The organism is Salinarimonas sp. NSM, from assembly GCF_052380005.1.
GTDB lineage: Bacteria > Pseudomonadota > Alphaproteobacteria > Rhizobiales > Beijerinckiaceae > Salinarimonas.
Window position 1 is genome coordinate 1 of the sequence record NZ_JBQTCJ010000064.1, and the last position, 18325, is coordinate 18325.

Here is an 18325-nt window from a genome sequence, read left to right on the forward strand (position 1 = left end):
GTGCGCGCCGAGGCGGCGCGTGCGGAATCCGCCCGCGCCGAGGACGGCGCCAAGGGCCTCGCCCGCCGCTTCGTCGCGGTGGTGCGCCAGAGCGAGATCGGCGAGCGCCGCGCCCACGACCGCTTCCCCGTCGAGCGCCGCGCCCGGCTCTCGGGCGTGGGCCTCGACGCCGTGACGAAGACGATCGACCTGTCGCTGGGCGGCGCCCTCGTCGCCGCACCCGCCCGCCACGGGCTCTCGCAGGACGCGCGCGTGTCCCTCGACATCGAGGGAATCGGCGCCGTCCCGGCGCGGGTCGCCGGCGTGAGCGCCATGGGCGTGCACTGCGCCTTCGAGACGCCGGAGCGGGCGGTGCGTGAGCGCATCGCGGCGGCGATCGGCGCCATCGAGCAGGAATACCGCCCGCTCATCGAGCGCGCGCAGGACGCCGCCCGCCGCGTCGTCGCGGCGATGGAGGAGGCGCTCGCCTCCGGCCGGCTCGGCCGCGAGGCGCTGTTCGACGTGGACTACCGCCCGATCCCGGGCACCAATCCGCAGCAATGGGAGACCGCCGCGCGGCCGATACTGTCGCAGATCCTGCCCGGCATCATGGAGCCGCTGCTGACGAGCGACCCGCGCATGGCCTTCTGCCTCGCCATCGATCGCAACGGTTACATTCCGGTGCACAACCAGATGTACTCGCAGCCGCAGCGCCCGGACGACCCGGTCTGGAACGCCGCCAATTGCCGCGACCGCCGCATCTTCGACGACCGCGCCGGCATCGCCGCCGCGCGCTCGACGCGGCCCTTCCTGATCCAGGCCTACTCGCGCGACATGGGCGGCGGCAAGCTCGTGATGATGCGCGAGGTGGATGCGCCGATCCGCGTCGCGGGCCGGCACTGGGGCGGCTTCCGCACGGCCTACAAGCTCTGAGGCGAACGCCGAGCCGTCCGCCTCAGTTGACCTTCTCTAGCTGGATGCCCGGCCGGCGGATCTCGCCCGCGACGGCGGCGCGCACGATGCCGAGGAGCGCGTGCAGCGCCTCGTGCGACTGGGGCGTGAGCGGCCAGAGCGCGACGAGGCGCGGGCACATCGCCACGAACTCGTCGCGTGCGATCCGGTCCTGGGCCGTGCGGCCGAGGGCCTGGGCGAGCATGCCGTAGACCGTCGATCCGATGCCGATCGACCAGGCGGAGCGCTGGTCGATCGTGCCCCAGCGCGCCACCGCATCGAAGGCCGCGGGCCACAGCGCCAGGATCTCCTCGCGCGCCTCGCCGATCTCCGCGACGAGCCGCTCCTCGTCCGTGATCGGCTCGTGGGAGGCGTTGGCGAGGAGCGCCGCACGCAGCGCCGACGTTGGTCGCCCGGAGCCCGCCTCGAGCCGCGCCAGCATCTGCGCGACGGCGAGGCTCGTGGCGCGGCGCTCGAGGATGCGCAGCCGCTCGCGCAGGCGCCGTGCACCATCGTCGGGCTCGTGCAGCGCGCGTACGAGGCGCGCTGCGGGAAGGGCGAGGAGCGCCTCGTCGATCGCGTCCAGCGGCACGTCGAGCAGCACGCACAGGCGCGCCTCGAATTCCGCTTGCCCGATCTCGCCGGCTGCGGGATCGAAGACGACGATGTAATCCGTCAGGCTGTGCTGGCTCATCGGCGTTCCCTCACGACCACGGCGCGAGCATGCATCATGCGATACGTGAGGTCAAACGATATTCATTTTGTAGCAAATATATAATTTTCAAGCATGTTATTGCTTGCACCACATCACTCTAGCGACATAATCCGTGTGGGCCAGCGGCAGGCTCGAGTCGTTGTCGTCGCACAGCCCCTTCAGCTCCAGCGTCCGTACCGTGCGGCGCACGAGCTCGTGGACGCCGACGGTTCCGCTCGCGTCGCGCACGAGCACCCGGTCGCCCTTGCGCACGCCGGCCGTCGGCGAGACGATCAGCACGTCGCCGTCGCGGTAGACCGGCGCGTGCGCACTGCCGGAGACCTCCACCGCGAAGATGCGCTCGCCCCCGACCTCGGGGAACTCGATCTCGCTCCACGTCTCGCCGGACGGCATGCCGTCCGGCGAGAAGTGCGGCGGCGCGCCCGCGTCCTTCCAGCCGACGAGCGGCACGGTGGCGCCGCGCGCGGCGTCCCCTTGATCGATCAGGCTCACCAGCTCGCCGAGGCTCGCGCCGGTGGCGTTCAGCACCTTGGCGATCGATTCGGTCGACGGCCAGCGCTCGCGCCCGTCGGGGCTCACGCGCTTGGACCGGTTGAAGCTCGTGGCGTCGAGACCCGCACGCCGCGCCAGGCCCGAGGCGGTCAGGCCGTAACGCTCGGCGAGCCGATCGATCGCCGTCCAGATCTGGCCATGCGTCAGCATGGGCACTCCCTCACACGTGTGACCACAAGCCCAACCTAGGAAATCAGCCGGGGGTACGGGACAAACTCCCCGATCGAGTGCAGTTCCATGCGCGCCTCCATGCGCGTGCCGCCGCCGTGGCGGCGGGGGTGCCGTCGCGGGTCCGCTTGCCGTGCGCGCCGGGCCGGCGTAGACCGGCGCCGCTCGCCGCGCGCGACACGTCCGGAGATGTCTCATGGCCCCCGCCGATCCGACCGGAGCCGACCTCGTCTACAAGATCGCGCCCCGTGCGCTCTGGGAGGAGGCGCGGGCCGCCGGCGTCTTCGCCGGTGCGCCGGTGGATCTCGCCGACGGCTTCATCCACTTCTCGACGTCGGCCCAGGTGCGGGAGACGGCGCGGCGGCACTTCGCCGGCCAGAAGGACCTCCTGCTCGTCGCGGTGGATGCGCGCGCGCTCGGCCCCGCGCTCCTCTACGAGCCCTCGCGTGGCGGCGACCTCTTCCCGCACCTCTACGGGCCGTTGCCGCTCGACGCCGTCCGCTCGGTCGCGGCGATCCCGACCTCGGCCGACGGTGCGCACGACTTCACGGGCCTCCTGCTGGACGCGAGCGCATGATCCGGGGCGCCTTCCCCGTCCTGCGGCCTCTCCTGCATCGGCTCGATCCCGAGGCCGCGCACGCGCTGACGATCCGCAGCCTCGCGGCGGTCCCGCCGCTGCGCCCGGCGCCGGACGACCCGCGGCTCTGCGTCGAGGCGCTCGGCTTGCGGTTCCCGAACCCGGTGGGGCTCGCAGCGGGCTACGACAAGCAGTGCGAGGTGCCCGACCAGCTGCTCGGGCTCGGCTTCGGCTTCGTCGAGCTCGGCGGCGTCACCCCGCGCCCGCAGGCCGGCAACTCGCGCCCGCGGGTGTTCCGGCTCGCGGCGGACGGGGCGGTGATCAACCGCTTCGGGCTCAACTCGGACGGCCTCGCCCGCTGCCGCGCGCGGCTGGAGCGCCGCCGCGGCCGGCCGGGCATCGTCGGCGTGAACCTCGGCGCCAACAAGGAGAGCGACGACCGGGTCGCCGACTACGCGACGCTCGTCTCGGGGCTCGCCGGGCTCGCGTCCTTCCTCACCATCAACGTCTCCTCGCCCAACACGGCGGGCCTGCGCGACCTCCAGGGCGAGGCCTTCCTCGACGGGCTGCTCGCCCGCGCGATCGAGGCGCGCGACCGGGCCGACGACGCGTGCGGCTCGCGCACGCGCCTCCTCCTGAAGATCGCGCCCGACCTCGCCGAGGACGCGCTCGACGCCATCACGGCGACCGCGCTCGCGCGCGGCATCGACGGGCTCGTCGTCTCGAACACGACGATCGCGCGGCCCGCGAGCCTGCGCGACGGGCGGCTGGCCGGGGAGGCCGGCGGGCTCTCCGGGCGCCCGCTGTTTTCGCTCTCGACGCGGGTGCTGGCGCAGGTGCGGCTGCGCGTCGGCGACGCGGTGCCACTGATCGGCGTCGGCGGCGTGGACTCGCCTGCGGCCGCCTGGACCAAGATCGAGGCCGGCGCGACCCTCGTGCAGCTCTACACGGGGCTGATCTACGAGGGCCCGGGGCTCGTCCCCGACATCAAGCGCGGCCTCCTCGACCGCCTCGCCGCCGAGGGCCTGCCCGGCCTCGCGCCGGTGGTCGGTCGGCGCGCGGCGGAGCTGGCCGCCGCGCGGTGACGCGCGCGGCGCTCGTCGAGCCGGGGGACCCCGCCCCTGATCCGCTACGCGGATCGTCCCCGCCCCGATGGGGCGGGAGCGGGTGCGGCTCGTCGCTCACCGCCCCGATCGCGCGACGAGCGCCGCGTGCGGGGCGAGGGACAGCGCGACGAGGGCGCCGGCGGCGAGGCTCTGGAGCGGTGTGAGCGGCCATGTCGGCCAGTCGCCGAGCGGCATCCCGAGTGCCGTCGGCGCGGCGACGACGAGGGCGGCGAACCAGAGCGCCAGCAGGCGGGCGAGGCCGCCGAGCGCCGCGCGCACGCCGAGCGTCGCCCGGGCGCGGGCGATCCAGGCGGCGAGACCCAGCGTGGCGGCGAAGACGCCGGCCGAGACGAGCGCGCCGACCGGATAGGCGATCGCCAGCGGCGTACCCTGCAGGAAGGCCAGGCCGCCGGTGAAGTACGCCGCGCGGATCACGAGACCGCCGAAGGTGGGCCAGAGCGTCGCGGCGAGCACCAGCGCCAGCGCGATCGGCAGCAGCGCGAGCCGCAGGAAGCGGCTCGGCCCCGGCGGGATCAGCGCCAGCAGCACCAGGCGCACGATGGCGTAGACCAGGAGGAACGGCGCGAGCGGGAAGCGCTCGACGAAGTAGCCGAAGGCGAAGGGCTCGAGCGGCGTGCCGATCAGCCCGCGCGCGTGCACGCCTCCGAGGCCCGCCGCGAGCGCGCAGAGCGCCGCGACGGCGAGGGGCAGATACGCGAGGACGGCACGCGCCGCGCCGTCGTCGGCGGCGACGGGGCCGGCGAGCGGCGCGCGCGTCTCGGCCACGGTCGTCGCCGTCACGAGAGGCTGTTGCAGAATCGCTGGATGCGCCCGCACGCGTCCTCCAGCAGCGCGTTCGACGTCGCGTAGGAGATGCGGAAGTTCGGGCCCAGCCCGAAGGCCGAGCCGTGCACGGCCGCGACGCCCTCCGCCTCGAGCAGCTCGGTGACGAAGTCCTCGTCGGTCTCGATCACCTTGCCCGACGGCGCCGTGAGCCCGATCGCCTTGCGGCAGGAGGGGAAGACGTAGAAGGCCCCCTCGGGCACCGGGCATTCGAGCAGGCTCGTCTGGTTGAGCATGGAGACGACGAGGTCGCGCCGCGCCTCGAACGCCTTGCGGAAGGTCTCCAGGTGGTCCTGCGGCCCGTTCAGCGCCTCGACGGCGGCCCATTGCGAGATCGTCGCCGCCCCCGAGGTCTGCTGGCCCTGGACGAAGTCCATCGCCTTGATCAGGTGCTCGGGACCCGCGGCGTAGCCGATGCGCCAGCCGGTCATGGCGTAGGACTTCGAGACGCCGTTCATGGTGAGCGTCCGGTCGTAGAGGCCGGGCTCCACCTGCGCCGGCGTCACGAACGTGAAGTCGCCGTAGACGAGGTGCTCGTACATGTCGTCGGTGAGCACCCACACGTGGGGATGCTTCATCAGAACGTCCGTGAGCGCCTTCATCTCCGTGCGGGAATAGCCCGCCCCGGAGGGGTTGGACGGCGAGTTGAGGAGGAGCCACTTCGTGCGCGGGCCGATCGCCGCCTCGAGATCCGCCGGCTGGAGCTTGAAGCCGGTCTCGAGCGTCGTCTCGACGAAGACCGGCGTGCCGCCGCACAGGGACACCATCTCGGGATACGAGACCCAGTAGGGCCGCGGCACGATGACCTCGTCGCCGGGGTTCAGCGTCGCGAGCAGTGCGTTGTAGATCACCTGCTTGCCGCCGGTGCCGACGATGGTCTGCTTCGGCGCGTAGGTGAGCCCGTTCTCGCGGGCGAACTTCTTCGCGATCGCCTCCCGCAGGGCGGGAATGCCCGAGACCGGCGGGTACTTGGTCTCGCCGCGGCGGATGGCGGCGATCGCCGCCTCCTTGATGTTGTCGGGCGTGTCGAAGTCCGGCTCGCCGACCGACAGGCTGATCACGTCGCGCCCGGACGCGCGCAGGTCACGCGCCTTCTGCGTGACGACGATCGTCGCCGACGGCTTGATGCGCGAGAGGGCGTCGGACAGAAAGCCCATGGGGCGAGACTCCTGGAATGGATGCGAGACGGCGTGCCGGACGGCGGCGCGGACGGTAGTGCCGCGCCCGCGCGCAGGCAAGGGGATCGGCGCCCCGCCCGGCGCACGGCGGCGGCCTTCTCGCCTGTGCGCGGATGCGATGCGACGGGGGGTGATTCGCATCGGCTGCACGATCCGCGCGGGCCGGTCCAGGGTCTAGAGCGCATCGGACCGTCTGTTTCGACGTGATGTGGCGAAATGCCGCAAGTTTACCTCGGCTCGCCGATTTCTACGGGAAACCCCGTAGAGCACCGACGCCGCGTCGAGTCGTGCTCGAGATCCCGCCGACGACGCTCCGCGTACCGTCGCTGAGGCTCGATATCATCCGCTCGTCTTGCAAGATCATCTATATTCGTGTCGAACTTCGAAAATATTCGACAAATCTCTAGGGAATACGGGGGCGATCTAAATCGATTATACTCAACAGGCGTGTAAATAGCCGTACCCTCTGTACGATGGCGATCTACGTAGTACACCCGAGACGATCGCGCCGCACGTGCCGCAGCGTCACGTGCGGCGCGTGGGCATCCGCTTGCGGGGTGGGCTCGGCGTATTAACATTCTGCAACACGAGTGGTGGCGTCGGGGCCGCGCCGGGTCATCCGGGCGGCGAGGTATCGGACCGAAGCGGCCGAATGCGAGGGACGTCATGGCGACGATCGGGCGTGACCAGCGAGGCATGCCGGGCGACGCGCTCCACGAGGAGGCGCAGGACGCCGAGGCGCAGGTGCGGCGGGCCGATCCGGTCTGGCCGGGGTTCCGCGCGGCGCGGCTCATCACCTCGATGAAGATCCGCGGGGACACGCGCTCGACCATGGTGCTGGCCTTCGTCATCATCGCGGCGACCCTGGCCGTGCTCGGCGCCGCGCACGTCGGCACGCTGGCGCAGGACCTCGGCAGCCTGTTCGGGCTGAGCCTGCGCGCGAGCGAATCCATCCACTGACGGCGCCGCTCGCGCGCTCGTGATCGTGCGAGGCCGATTGCGCTGGGCCGGATGCGCCATAGATCCCGTCGGCAGACGCCACGCCACGCCGCCCGACGAGGTTCTCCCATGCAGCACCCCGCCCGCTCATCGACCCGTGCCGCCGCCGCGGCCCTCACGCTGTGCGCCCTCGTGCCGGCGGCCGCCTCGGCGCAGGATCGCCTGGAGACGTCCGCGGGTCCGATGCGGCTCGAGACCCTGGCGCAGGGGCTCGTCCACCCCTGGGGGATCGCGGCCCTGCCGGAGGGAGGCTTCCTCGTCACCGAGCGGCCGGGCCGCCTGCGCCACGTACGCGCCGACGGCGCCGTCTCGCCGCCGCTCGCGGGCGTGCCGGCGGTCGCCGACATCGGCCAGGGCGGCCTTCTCGACGTTACGCTCGCACACGACTTCGCGGCGAGCCGAGATGTCTACCTCACCTTCGCCGAGGCGCGCGGCGGCGGGGCCGCGACCTCGCTCGCCCGCGGGCGGCTCGACGAGAGCCTGACGGCGCTCGAGAACGTGGAGATCCTGTTTCGCGCCGAGCCCGCGCTCTCGGGCGGGCGCCATTTCGGATCGCGCGTCGTCGTCGCCCCCGACGGCGAGAGCCTCTTCGTCACGCTCGGCGACCGCGGGGCGGACGAGAGCGCACAGGACCTGACGCAGCACCACGGCAAGGTCGTTCGTCTCGCCCGCGACGGGACGCCGTTCTCGGGGAACCCCTTCCTCGACCGCGCCGACGCGCGCCCGGAGATCTGGTCCTACGGGCACCGCAACCCGCAGGGCGCCGCGCTCGAGCCCGGCACGGGCCGGCTCCTCACCGCCGAGATGGGCCCGCGCGGCGGCGACGAGATCAACGCGCCCACGGCGGGCGCCAATTTCGGCTGGCCGCTCGTCTCGGACGGGAGCCAGTACAGCGGCATCCCGATCCCCGACCACATGACGAACACGTCGCTCGAGCTGCCGCTGTGGGGCTGGGTGCCCTCGTTCTCGCCCTCCGGGATCACGTTCTACGACGGTGAGTTGATCCCCGCCTGGCGCGGCGACCTCGTCGTCGGCGCGCTCTCGGGCGAAGCGCTGGCGCGGCTGGACGTCGAGGGCGGGCGGATCGTCTCCGAGGAGATCATCCCGCTGGGCCGGCGCATCCGCGCGGTGACCACCGGCCCCGACGGGGCGCTCTATCTCCTCGTGGACGACGATCGTGGCGCGCTCCTGCGCCTGGCGCCGGCCGAGGCCGGCTGATAGATCGCGCGCGCCGCGACCGTCCTCTCCCCCGGAGCGCCCCACGCATGGATCCCGTCTCGCAGATCGCGCTCGGCGCTGCCGTCGGGCACGCCGTCGCCGGCCGTCGCCTGGGCGGGTTCGCCGCCGCCGCCGGGGCGCTCGGCGGCCTGATCCCCGATCTCGACGTGATCTGGTCGGGCTGGGGACGCGATTCGATCGCCTATTGGGAGCTGCACCGGGGCGTGACGCATTCGCTGTTCTTCGGCCCGGTGGTGGGGACCGCGCTCGGCTGGGCGTCCGCACGGCTGCACGAGGGGGCGCGCGCGCGGCGCGGGAAGCCGGTGGACGGGCTCCTCGCGCCGTGGATCGCGGTGTGGATCGGCGCGCTGGTGACCCATCCGCTGCTCGACACCGCGACGATCTACGGCACGCAGCTGCTCGCGCCGTTCACGGACCTGCGCTTCGCGCTCCCGGCGCTGCCGATCATCGACCCCGTCTACACGCTGCCGCTGCTGACCGCGCTCCTGGTCGCCGGGCTGCTGGGGTGGCGCAGCCGCGGCGCGCGGCGCGCCACCGTCGCGGCACTCGTCGCGACGACGCTCTACGCCGGCCTCGGCCTGTGGGCGAACGGGCGCGCGGAGGCGATCGCGCTCCAGGATCCGGGGCTGCGCGAGCGCCCGCCCGCCGAGGTGCGGGTGACGACGACCTTCCTCACGCCCTGGCTGCGGCGCGTGACGACGCTCGAGGACGATACGCGCCACGTCGGCTTCGTCTCGGTGTTCGCGCCCGATCGCCCGATCCGCTGGACGGCGCTGCCGAAGGACCCGCGCGCCGAGCGCCTCGCCGAGGCGGCGCTCGCCACCGAGCAGGGCCGCCGCTACCGTCGCTTCGCCACCGGCACGCTCCACCCGCACATCGTGGAGCGCGACGGTGCGGAGCTGCTGCGCATCGGCGACGCCCGCTACGGCTTCCCGAACGGCACGCTCGGCGGCATGTGGGGCGTCGAGTGGCCGATCCGCGACGGCGCGATCGTCGACGGCGCGGCCGAGCGCTACATGGTCCCCCGCGGGGCCGACCTCGACGACCTGGGCGACCTCCTGCGCGCGAGCTTAGGCGGGGAGACGCGGTTGTTCTAAGGCGCGGGGCGGGCGGGAAAGATCGGCGGGCGAGATCGGCCGGGCGAGAGTCGGGACGCGATCGAACGCCTTGCCGCACCGGCTCTCCCGGCGGATCGAAGATCGGCAGTCGCGGACCAGCGTGCGACGTGGCCGCGTCACGTCCGGGGGGAGCGACCCGCAACCCGTCTTCGCGGGCGTGGTGCTTCCACCCCGGCGTGCGGCGGTGCTATGCGGGGTCACGACACGCATCATCCGAAAGGACATCCCATGGATCTCGGCATCACCGGCAAGCGCGCCCTCGTCCTCTCATCGAGCCGCGGCCTCGGCCGCGCCTGCGCCGAGGCGCTGGCGCGCGAAGGCGTCGAGGTGTTCATGACGGCGCGCAGCGGCGACAAGCTCGAGGCGACGAAGCAGGCGATCGAGGCCGCCGGCGGCACCGCCCACGCCTTCGCCGCCGACCTGACCACGCAGGCGGACGAGATCTTCGCGCAGGCCGAGCGCGCCATGGGCGGCATCGACATCCTCGTGGCCAACACCGGCGGCCCGCCCGCCCGCATGGCGGTCGACGTCGCGGACGCAGACTGGACGCCGTATTTCGAGAGCATGGTGAAGCCCGTGCTGCGGCTCGCCGCGCTGTGCCTGCCGGGCATGCGCCAGCGCGGCTTCGGGCGCATCCTGACGATCGCCTCGTCGGGCGTGATCCAGCCGATCCCCAACCTCGCGATGTCGAACACCCTGCGCTCGGCGATCGTCGGCTGGTCGAAGACGCTCGCCTCCGAGGTCGCGAAGGACGGTGTCACCGTCAACGTCGTGCTGCCGGGCCGCATCCGCACGGATCGGACGGCCGAGCTCGACGCGGCCAACGCCAAGCGCCTCGGCAAGACGCCCGAGGAGGTCGAGGCGGCGGCGCTCGCCACCATCCCGACCGGCCGCTATGGCGACGTGTCGGAGTTCGGCGCCACCGTCGCCTTCCTCGCCTCGGTCCCCGCGGCCTACGTGACGGGCTCGCTGATGCGGGTCGACGGCGGGGCGATCCGCTCGGTCTGACGGCGCGCGTCCGCGCGTGATTCGATAAGGCTCCCTTAACCGGGCGTTCACCACACTCTGGCGGTGGTGGGCCGAACATCCGGACCCGGGGAGCCTCGAGAACCATGGTCTCGCGCGCGGAACGGTCGCTCGTCGGCGACTGGTGGTGGACGATCGACAAGGCGCTCATCGGGGCGCTCGGCGTGCTGATGACGTCGGGCGTCGTGCTGCTGATGGCAGGCGGGCCGCCGGTGGCGCAGCGGCTCGGCCTCGACACGTTCCACTTCGTGAACCGCCAGGCGGTCTTCCTCGCGCCCGCCGTGCTCCTGATGCTGGCAGTGTCGTTCCTGACGCCGCGGCTCGTGCGCCGGGTGGCGCTCGTGGTCTACGTGGGCTCGCTCGCCCTCGTGCTGGCGGCGCTCGAGTTCGGCCCGGAGATCAAGGGCGCGCACCGCTGGATCTATCTCGGCCCGTTCGGCTTGCAGCCCTCGGAGTTCCTCAAGCCCGCCTTCGTCATCCTCGCCGCCTGGGCCTTCTCGGAGAAGGCGCGCTCGGAGATGCCCGGCACGCCGCTCGCGATCCTGCTGCTGCCGCTGACCATCGTTCCGCTGATCCTCCAGCCGGATTTCGGGCAGACCATGCTCGTCACCGTGGTCTGGGCCTGCCTGTTCTTCATCGCGGGCCTGCACTGGATCTGGGTGATCGGACTCGGCGGCGCCGGGGCGGTGGGCATCTTCGCCGCCTACGAGCTCCTGCCGCACGTGCGCGCACGCATCGAGCGGTTCCTGTCCGGAGACGCGTCGGAGAGCTTCCAGGTCGAGACGGCGCTGCAGTCCTTCGCCTCCGGCGGCTGGCTCGGCCGCGGGCCGGGGGAGGGGACGGTCAAGCGCATCCTGCCCGATGCGCACACCGACTTCATCTTCGCGGTCACGGCGGAGGAGTTCGGCATCGCGGTGTGCCTCGCCATCGTGTGCCTCTACGCGTTCATCGTGCTGCGCGGCCTGCTGCTCGCGCAGCGCTCGCAGGACGCCTTCTGCCGCATGGCGATCGCCGGGCTGGTCTTGATGTTCGGGCTGCAGGCGTCCATCAACATGATGGTGAACCTGCATCTCGTCCCGGCCAAAGGCATGACCCTGCCGTTCATCTCCTACGGCGGCTCCTCGCTCCTCTCGCTCGCGCTCGCCACCGGCTTCCTTATCGCGCTGACGCGCCGCCGCCCCGCCGCCGGCGGCGCGCGCACGGAGGCCTACGGCGTAGCGCTCGTGGAGCGTCCCGCATGACCGGACGTGCGCCGCTGATCCTGATCTCGGCGGGCGGCACGGGCGGGCACCTGTTCCCGGCCGAGGCGCTCGCCCACGTCCTGCGCCGGCTCGGGTTGCGCGTCGTGCTCGTGACGGACGAGCGCGTGGGCGCGCTGGCGGAGAGGTTTCCAGCCGAGCAGGTGGTGTCGGTACCCTCCGCGACGCCCTCGCGCCGGTCGCTGCGCGGGACGATCGACGCCGTCGGCCAGCTCTGGCGCGGCGTCGTGGCCTCGCGCGCGCTGATCAAGCGTCTCGATCCGGCGGTCGTCGTCGGCTTCGGCGGCTATCCGACGGTCCCCCCCCTCGTCGCCGCCTGGACGCTCGGGGTGCCGCGGGCGATCCACGAGCAGAACGGCGTGATCGGGCGGGCCAATCGCTTCCTGGCGCGGCGCGTCTCGATGATCGCCACCGGCTTTCCCGACGTGCGCGGGCTGCCCCGCGGGATGCGCGCGCAGATCGTCCACACCGGCAACCCCGTCCGCCAGACGGTGATCGAGGCCGCGCGCACGCTCTACCCGCCGGCGCACAAGGGCGCGAAGCTGCGCGTCCTCGTCTTCGGCGGCAGCCAGGGTGCGAAGGTGATGTCCGACGTCGTGCCCGAGGCCGTGGCGAAGCTGCCGCCGGAATACCTGGCGCGGCTCGTGATCACCCAGCAGGCGCGGGAGGAGGACCTGCCGCGCGTCGTCTCGACCTATCGCGCCCTCGACGCGCAGGCCGAGGTGCGTCCGTTCTTCGGGGACCTGCCGCAGCGCATCGCCGATTCGCATCTCGTGATCGCCCGCTCCGGCGCCTCGACCGTGGCCGAGCTCGCGGCGATCGGCCGGCCGTCGATCCTGGTGCCGCTGCCCGGCGCGCTCGACCAGGACCAGGCGGCGAACGCCCGCACCCTCGCCGACATCGGCGCCGCCCTCATGCTGCCGCAAAGCGACTTCACCCCCGAGCGCCTCGCCGCGGAGCTCGTCGCCCGCTTCGACCATCCCGAACGCTTGACGCAGGCCGCGCTCGCGGCCAAGGGCGCCCAGCGCACCGACGCCGCCGAGCGCCTGGCGGCCGCCGTGCTCGGCCTCGCCGGGATCGACCCGGCGCGGATCGCCGCCCGCAAGCCCGCCTGACCCTCACGAGATCATCCCCATGAAGCTGCCTCCGAAGCTCGGACCCATCCATTTCATCGGCATCGGCGGCATCGGCATGTCCGGCATCGCCGAGGTGATGGCGAACCTCGGCTACACCGTGCAGGGCTCCGACGCGGGCGAGAGCGCCAACGTCCAGCGCCTGCGCGAGAAGGGTGTGACCGTCCATGTCGGCCACGACGCCGGCCACCTGGGCGAGGCGGAGGTGGTGGTGGTCTCCACCGCCATCCGCCGCGACAATCCCGAGCTCAAGGCCGCGCGCGAGGCGCGGCTTCCCGTGGTGCGCCGCGCCGAGATGCTGGCCGAGCTGATGCGGCTCAAGACCTGCGTCGCCATCGCCGGCACGCACGGCAAGACGACCACGACCTCGCTGGTCGCCACGCTGCTCGACGGCGGCGGCTTCGACCCCACCGTGATCAACGGCGGCATCATCAACGCCTACGGCACCAACGCGCGCATGGGCAAGGGCGATTGGATGGTGGTCGAGGCGGACGAATCGGACGGCACCTTCCTCAAGCTGCCGGCGGACTACGCCATCGTCACCAACATCGACCCGGAACACCTCGATCATTTCGGCAGCTTCGATGCGATCAAGACGGCGTTCCGCTCCTTCATCGAGAACATTCCCTTCTACGGCTTCGCGGTGATGTGCACCGATCACCCGGTCGTGCAGGACCTGGTGGGGCGCATCGAGGATCGGCGGATCGTCACCTACGGGCAGAACCCGCAAGCGGACGTGCGGCTCCTCGACCTCGACCTGTCGGGCGGGCAGGGGCGCTTCAACGTGCTCATCCGCGACCGCAAGAACGGCTCGGCCTGCGTCATCGACGACGTCGTCATGCCGATGCCGGGCCTGCACAACGCGCTCAACGCCACGGCCGCGCTCGCGGTGGCGCACGAGCTCGGCGTGCCCGGCGACACGATCCGCGCCTCGCTCGCCCGCTTCGGCGGCGTGAAGCGGCGCTTCACGCGCGTGGGCACCTGGAACGGCGCGACGATCTTCGACGATTACGGCCACCACCCGGTGGAGATCGCCGCCGTGCTCCAGGCGGCGCGCGCCTCGACGACGGGCAAGGTGATCGCCGTGGTGCAGCCCCACCGCTACACCCGCCTGCACGCGCTCTTCGACGCCTTCTGCACGTGCTTCAACGACGCGGACGCCGTCATCGTCGCGCCGGTCTACGCCGCCGGCGAGGCGCCGATCGAGGGCGCGGACCGGGACGCGCTCGTCTCGGGCCTCAAGGCGCGGGGCCACCGCCGGGCGATCGCGCTCGAGGGGCCCGACGACCTGCCGCGGATCGTGGCCGAGATCGCCGGACCCGACGACTTCGTCGTGTGCCTCGGCGCCGGCACGATCACGCAATGGGCGAACGCGCTGCCCGCCGCCCTCGCCGCGCGGGACACGAGGGTCGCGTGAGCTTCCAGGACATAACGGGCGAGATCCGCGCCGCCGCCCCGTCCCTGCGCGGCCCGCTCGTCGCCAACGCGCCGACGGCGCCGCTGACCTGGTTTCGCGCCGGCGGCCCGGCGCAGGTCCTGTTCACACCCGCCGACGAGGCGGATCTCGCGCATCTGCTGGCGGGCCTGCCCGACGAGATCCCCGTCACCGTGGTCGGGCTCGGCTCGAACCTGCTCGTGCGCGACGGTGGCCTGCCGGGCGTGCTGGTGCGGCTCGCCAAGGGCTTCTCGACGATCATGGTCCACGGGATGCGGGTGGAGGCCGGTGCCGGCGCCGCCGACGTGAAGGTCGCCCGCGCGGCGGCGGAGGCGGGGATCGACGGCCTCGCCTTCCTGCGCGGCATTCCCGGCGCGATCGGCGGCGCGCTCGCGATGAACGCGGGCGCCTACGGCGGCGAGGTGAAGGACGTGCTCGTCTGTGCGCGCGGGCTCGATCGCCGGGGGAGGGCGGTGTCGTTCTCGAACGCGCAGATGGGCTTCTCCTACCGCCATTGCGACGTTCCCGAGGGCGTGATCTTCACGCGGGCGACCTTCGAGGGCCGCCCCGGCGACCCGCAGACCATCCTCGCGGCGATGGCCGAGATCACCGCCGAGCGCTCCGCGACCCAGCCGGTGAGCACCCGCACCGGCGGCTCCACCTTCGCCAACCCCGGCGGACCCAAAGGCGCGCCGAAGGCCTGGGAGCTGATCGACGCCGCCGGCTGCCGCGGCCTCATGCGCGGCGCGGCCCAGGTCTCCGAGCTGCACTGCAACTTCCTGATCAACCACGGCGGCGCGAGCGCGGCAGACATCGAGGCGCTCGGCGAGGAGGTTCGCCGGCGGGTGCTGGAGACGTCCGGGGTGGAGCTGCGGTGGGAGATTCGTAGGGTAGGGGTGGGGTGAGCCGCGGGACGGTGCCCGCGTCACATCCCTTCTGACGCTTCCGGCGCGCGGGACGCGCCGCTCGCATCACCCTCCGGCGGCGCGAGCGTCATCCACGGCGTCCCGACGCCCGTGGGCGGCAGCGCATCCTGCGTCTCGCGGTCGTGCAGGATATGGGCCTTGGCGATCATGTAGGCGGTGATCGGGGCGGCCAGGAACAGGAAGATCGTGATCAAGAGCTCGTGCAGCGACAGGTAGCCGCGCACCGCCCAGGCGTTGATCATCGAGGCGATGAGGATCGCGCCGATGCCGAGCGTCGTCGCCTTGGTCGGCCCGTGCAGGCGGCGCATCATGTCCGGCAGCTTCGCGAGCCCGATCGAGCCCACGAGCAGGAAGAAGGCGCCGACGACGAGCAGCGCGGCGGTCAGGAGCTCGATCGCGAAAGCCATCATTTCCCTCACTCGATCACGTTGCCGCGCAGCACGAACTTGCAGAACGCCACCGTCGACAGGAAGCCGACCATGGCGACGAGCAGCGCCGCCTCGAAGTAGACGTCGGTGGCGTACCAGATGCCGATCATCACGATGAGCGCGATGGCGTTGATCACCATCGTGTCCAGCGCGAGCACCCGGTCGAGGATGTCCGGCCCCAGCGCCAGGCGGTAGACGTTGAGGCCGATCGCGATCGCGATCGCGGCGATGCAGACGAGGGCGGCGGTCTCGATCATTCGAAGATCTCCTTGAGGCGCCGCTCGTAGCGCTGCTTGATCTGGGCCACCGTCCCCTCCGGGTCGTCGGTCTCGAGGCAATGGACGAGCAGCGAGCGCCCACAGGCCGAGAGGTCCGCCGAGACGGTGCCCGGCGTCATGGTGATCGTGCCGGCGAGCACGCTGATCGCCTCGGGCGTCTCGAGCTCGAGCGGCACCGTGACGAAGCGCGAGCGCAGGCTCTCGCCGCGGCGGAAGAGCACGAGATAGGCGACCTGGACGTTCGAGACGACGATGTCCCACAGGACGATGGCCATGTAGGCCGCGATCTTGACCGGATGGCGCACGCGCGGGCGACCCGGCCAGTAGGGGCCGGTGAAGAGCGGCACGAGCACGCCGATGATCAGGCCCATGAGCAGCGCGCCGAGCGAGAAGGCGTTCACGAGCAGCAGCCAGACGCCGGCGATGACGAGCGTCAGGACGGGATGGGGCAGGATGCGCGACATCAGCGGCTCCATTCCGGGACGACGGCGGGGTCGAACACGGCGGCGACGTAGCCCGCCGGATCGAGGATCTGCCGAGCGGTCGCCTCCAGCACCTCGGTGACCGGGCCGGCGAGGACGACGAGGAGGGCCGTCGCGAGGAGCAGGACGTAGACGCACAGCCGCATCGTCGGCGTCTCGACGCGGGGCGTGTCGTACTCCCGCTCCGGCGGCGGGGCGGCGGCGACGATCCCGCCGCCGACGGCCTGCGCCTTCCAGAACACGGTGGAGCCCGCCCGCGCGAAGCCGATCACGACGACGAGCGAGGTGACGAGGACGAGGCTCCAGATCCACGGCGCCCACACCGAGGCGCGGGCGGCGTCGAGGATGAGGAGCTTGCCGATGAACCCGGAGAAGGGCGGCAGGCCCGCCATGGCGATCGCCGCGACGAAGAAGAGGCCCGAGACGAGCGCGTCGTTCGCGATCGGCGGCGCGGTGCGCAGCGCGTCGCCGGAGGCGCCGCGGCGGCGCGTCACCATGTCCGCGATGAGGAAGAGCACGGCCGCCGCCACCGTGGAGTGGACCGCGTAGTAGAGCGCGGCGGTGAGGCCCTCGACGTCGAACAAGCCGAGCGCGATGAGCAGCGAGCCCATCGACCAGACGATCGAGAAGGCGACGAGGTCGACGAGCCGGCGCGTGGCGAGCACGCCGAGCGCGCCGATCACCAGCGTGGCCAATGCCGCGGGGATGATCCAGGGCTCGGCGACGAGCGCGACCGGGCCGGCGTCGGCGCCGAACACCATCGCGTTCATGCGGATGATCGAGTAGGCGCCGACCTTGGTCATGATCGCGAAGATGGCGACCGCCGGCGTCGAGGCGGCGCCGTAGGTCGTCGGCAGCCACCAGTGCAGCGGCGCGAGCGAGGACTTCAGCGCGAAGACGAGGAAGAGCAGCAGCGCGCCCACCCGCAGGAGCGCGACGTCGCCCGCGGCGACCTCGCTCGCACGGCGCGCGATGTCGGCCATGTTGAGCGTGCCGGTGGTCGCGTAGATCAGGCCCACCGCGAACAGGAAGAGCGTCGAGCCGATCAGGTTGATCGCCACGTAGTGGAAGCCGGCCTTGAGCCGCGCCGGCCCGCCGCCGTGCAGCATCAGCCCGTAGGAGGCGATCAGCATCACCTCGAAGAAGACGAACAGGTTGAAGGCGTCGCCCGTGAGGAAGGCGCCCATGATGCCCATCAGCTGGAACTGGAAGAGCGCGTGGAAGTGCTTGCCCTTCTCGTCCCAGCCGCCCGAGGCGTAGGTGACCACGACGAGCGCGAGGAAGCTCGTCAAGAGCACCATCAGCGCCGAGAGCCGGTCGAGAACGAGGATGATGCCGTAGGGCACCGGCCAGTTGCCGAGCAGGTACGGCCGCGTGGCGCCGTCGCCCGCGAGCGCGAACAGGTACACGCCGATGGCGAAGAGCGCCGCGGTGGCGACGAGGGAGACGATCCGCTGAGCGGCGAGATTCTCGCGCAGCGCGAGCACGATGAAGGCCGCGACGAAGGCCGGCAGCAGGATCGGCGCGATGATCAGGTGGTCCATCGGGTTCATGACGTGCGCCCGCCCTCGCTCCGGGGGCTCTCCCCCACCTGGCCCTCGTTCGCCCGTACCGTGCCGGCCTCGACGCCGTCGTCGCCGCTCTCGAGGAAGCCGCGCAGCGCCAGCACCACGATGAGCGCCGTCATGCCGAAGGAGATGACGATGGCGGTGAGCACCAGCGCCTGCGGCAGCGGGTCGGTGTAGGTCTTCACGGCGGGGTCGTAGATCGGCGGCGCGTCGATGGCGAGCCGCCCCATGGCGAACAGGAAGACGTTGACGGCATAGGTGAGGAAGGCGAGCCCGATGATCACCGGGAAGGTCTGCGCCCGGCAGACGAGGTAGATCCCCGCCGCCGTCAGGACGCCGATGCCGCTCGCGAGGAGAAGCTCCAT

20 protein-coding genes are annotated in these 18325 nt (G+C 72.1%); 11 read left to right on the forward strand and 9 right to left on the reverse strand.

Annotated elements, in window-relative coordinates; genetic code table 11:
* The coding region (locus tag ACTZWW_RS18985; protein ID WP_444782532.1) for a PilZ domain-containing protein at positions 1 to 912 on the forward strand (912 nt) is incomplete at its 5' end.
* 22 nt (positions 913 to 934) lie between these two features.
* Here ACTZWW_RS18985 and ACTZWW_RS18990 read toward each other — a convergent pair.
* Entirely contained in the window at positions 935 to 1624 is a 690-nt protein-coding gene (locus tag ACTZWW_RS18990; protein ID WP_444782533.1) for a hypothetical protein, read from the reverse strand.
* 96 nt (positions 1625 to 1720) lie between these two features.
* Positions 1721 to 2347 (reverse strand): LexA family transcriptional regulator, encoded by a 627-nt coding sequence (locus ACTZWW_RS18995; protein ID WP_444782534.1) that lies wholly within the window; start codon positions 2345 to 2347, stop codon positions 1721 to 1723.
* Between the two features lie 214 nt (positions 2348 to 2561).
* Here ACTZWW_RS18995 and ACTZWW_RS19000 point away from each other — a divergent pair, with 214 nt between their 5' ends.
* Both ACTZWW_RS19000 and ACTZWW_RS19005 read left to right on the forward strand, forming a co-directional pair.
* Positions 2562 to 2942, forward strand: coding sequence for a DUF952 domain-containing protein (locus tag ACTZWW_RS19000; RefSeq protein ID WP_444782535.1), 381 nt, complete (start codon positions 2562 to 2564; stop codon positions 2940 to 2942).
* Positions 2939 to 4027 carry a quinone-dependent dihydroorotate dehydrogenase gene (locus tag ACTZWW_RS19005; protein ID WP_444782536.1) on the forward strand — a complete coding sequence of 363 codons (1089 nt, stop codon included), beginning with the start codon at positions 2939 to 2941 and terminating at the stop codon, positions 4025 to 4027. Before ACTZWW_RS19000 ends, ACTZWW_RS19005 begins: the two co-directional genes overlap by 4 nt.
* 96 nt (positions 4028 to 4123) lie before the next feature.
* Here ACTZWW_RS19005 and ACTZWW_RS19010 read toward each other — a convergent pair whose 3' ends face one another.
* Both ACTZWW_RS19010 and ACTZWW_RS19015 read right to left on the reverse strand, forming a co-directional pair.
* A complete protein-coding gene (locus ACTZWW_RS19010; protein WP_444782537.1) occupies positions 4124 to 4849 on the reverse strand; it encodes a hypothetical protein in 726 nt (241 codons plus the stop codon).
* Positions 4846 to 6048 (reverse strand): pyridoxal phosphate-dependent aminotransferase, encoded by a 1203-nt coding sequence (locus ACTZWW_RS19015; protein WP_444782538.1) that lies wholly within the window; start codon positions 6046 to 6048, stop codon positions 4846 to 4848. The genes ACTZWW_RS19010 and ACTZWW_RS19015 overlap by 4 nt, the downstream gene beginning before the upstream one ends.
* Positions 6049 to 6735: 687 nt before the next feature.
* On the opposite strand from ACTZWW_RS19015, the gene ACTZWW_RS19020 reads away from it, so the two are divergent.
* The 8 genes from ACTZWW_RS19020 to murB all read left to right on the forward strand — a co-directional run bounded on the left by ACTZWW_RS19020 (position 6736) and on the right by murB (position 15183).
* Complete coding sequence (locus ACTZWW_RS19020) at positions 6736 to 7029, forward strand: hypothetical protein (RefSeq protein WP_444782539.1); 294 nt, start codon at positions 6736 to 6738, stop codon at positions 7027 to 7029.
* A 108-nt stretch (positions 7030 to 7137) separates the two neighbouring features.
* Positions 7138 to 8286 (forward strand): PQQ-dependent sugar dehydrogenase, encoded by a 1149-nt coding sequence (locus ACTZWW_RS19025; RefSeq protein ID WP_444782540.1) that lies wholly within the window; start codon positions 7138 to 7140, stop codon positions 8284 to 8286.
* A 47-nt stretch (positions 8287 to 8333) separates the two neighbouring features.
* Complete coding sequence (locus ACTZWW_RS19030; RefSeq protein ID WP_444782541.1) at positions 8334 to 9404, forward strand: metal-dependent hydrolase; 1071 nt, start codon at positions 8334 to 8336, stop codon at positions 9402 to 9404.
* A gap of 249 nt (positions 9405 to 9653) precedes the next feature.
* Complete coding sequence (locus tag ACTZWW_RS19035; protein WP_444782542.1) at positions 9654 to 10433, forward strand: SDR family oxidoreductase; 780 nt, start codon at positions 9654 to 9656, stop codon at positions 10431 to 10433.
* A 104-nt stretch (positions 10434 to 10537) separates the two neighbouring features.
* A complete protein-coding gene (locus ACTZWW_RS19040) occupies positions 10538 to 11692 on the forward strand; it encodes an FtsW/RodA/SpoVE family cell cycle protein (RefSeq protein ID WP_444782543.1) in 1155 nt (384 codons plus the stop codon).
* Positions 11689 to 12825, forward strand: coding sequence for an undecaprenyldiphospho-muramoylpentapeptide beta-N-acetylglucosaminyltransferase (gene murG, locus ACTZWW_RS19045; protein WP_444782544.1), 1137 nt, complete (start codon positions 11689 to 11691; stop codon positions 12823 to 12825). Before ACTZWW_RS19040 ends, murG begins: the two co-directional genes overlap by 4 nt.
* 19 nt (positions 12826 to 12844) lie before the next feature.
* Positions 12845 to 14260, forward strand: coding sequence for a UDP-N-acetylmuramate--L-alanine ligase (gene murC, locus ACTZWW_RS19050; RefSeq protein WP_444782545.1), 1416 nt, complete (start codon positions 12845 to 12847; stop codon positions 14258 to 14260).
* Positions 14257 to 15183 (forward strand): UDP-N-acetylmuramate dehydrogenase, encoded by a 927-nt coding sequence (gene murB, locus ACTZWW_RS19055; protein ID WP_444782546.1) that lies wholly within the window; start codon positions 14257 to 14259, stop codon positions 15181 to 15183. Before murC ends, murB begins: the two co-directional genes overlap by 4 nt.
* A 20-nt stretch (positions 15184 to 15203) precedes the next feature.
* Here the strand turns inward: murB and ACTZWW_RS19060 are convergent, their stop codons facing one another.
* From ACTZWW_RS19060 to ACTZWW_RS19080, 5 genes are read right to left on the reverse strand one after another with little or no spacing between them, the layout of a single operon-like run.
* Positions 15204 to 15614 (reverse strand): Na+/H+ antiporter subunit G, encoded by a 411-nt coding sequence (locus tag ACTZWW_RS19060; protein WP_444782547.1) that lies wholly within the window; start codon positions 15612 to 15614, stop codon positions 15204 to 15206.
* Between the two features lie 5 nt (positions 15615 to 15619).
* Positions 15620 to 15889 carry a K+/H+ antiporter subunit F gene (locus ACTZWW_RS19065; RefSeq protein ID WP_444782548.1) on the reverse strand — a complete coding sequence of 90 codons (270 nt, stop codon included), beginning with the start codon at positions 15887 to 15889 and terminating at the stop codon, positions 15620 to 15622.
* The gene (locus ACTZWW_RS19070; RefSeq protein WP_444782549.1) at positions 15886 to 16374 is read right to left on the reverse strand and encodes a Na+/H+ antiporter subunit E; all 489 of its coding nucleotides are present in this window, start codon (positions 16372 to 16374) and stop codon (positions 15886 to 15888) included. Before ACTZWW_RS19070 ends, ACTZWW_RS19065 begins: the two co-directional genes overlap by 4 nt.
* Positions 16374 to 17945 carry a monovalent cation/H+ antiporter subunit D gene (locus tag ACTZWW_RS19075; RefSeq protein WP_444782550.1) on the reverse strand — a complete coding sequence of 524 codons (1572 nt, stop codon included), beginning with the start codon at positions 17943 to 17945 and terminating at the stop codon, positions 16374 to 16376. Before ACTZWW_RS19075 ends, ACTZWW_RS19070 begins: the two co-directional genes overlap by 1 nt.
* Positions 17942 to 18325 (reverse strand): Na+/H+ antiporter subunit C, encoded by a 384-nt coding sequence (locus tag ACTZWW_RS19080; protein ID WP_444782551.1) that lies wholly within the window; start codon positions 18323 to 18325, stop codon positions 17942 to 17944. Before ACTZWW_RS19080 ends, ACTZWW_RS19075 begins: the two co-directional genes overlap by 4 nt.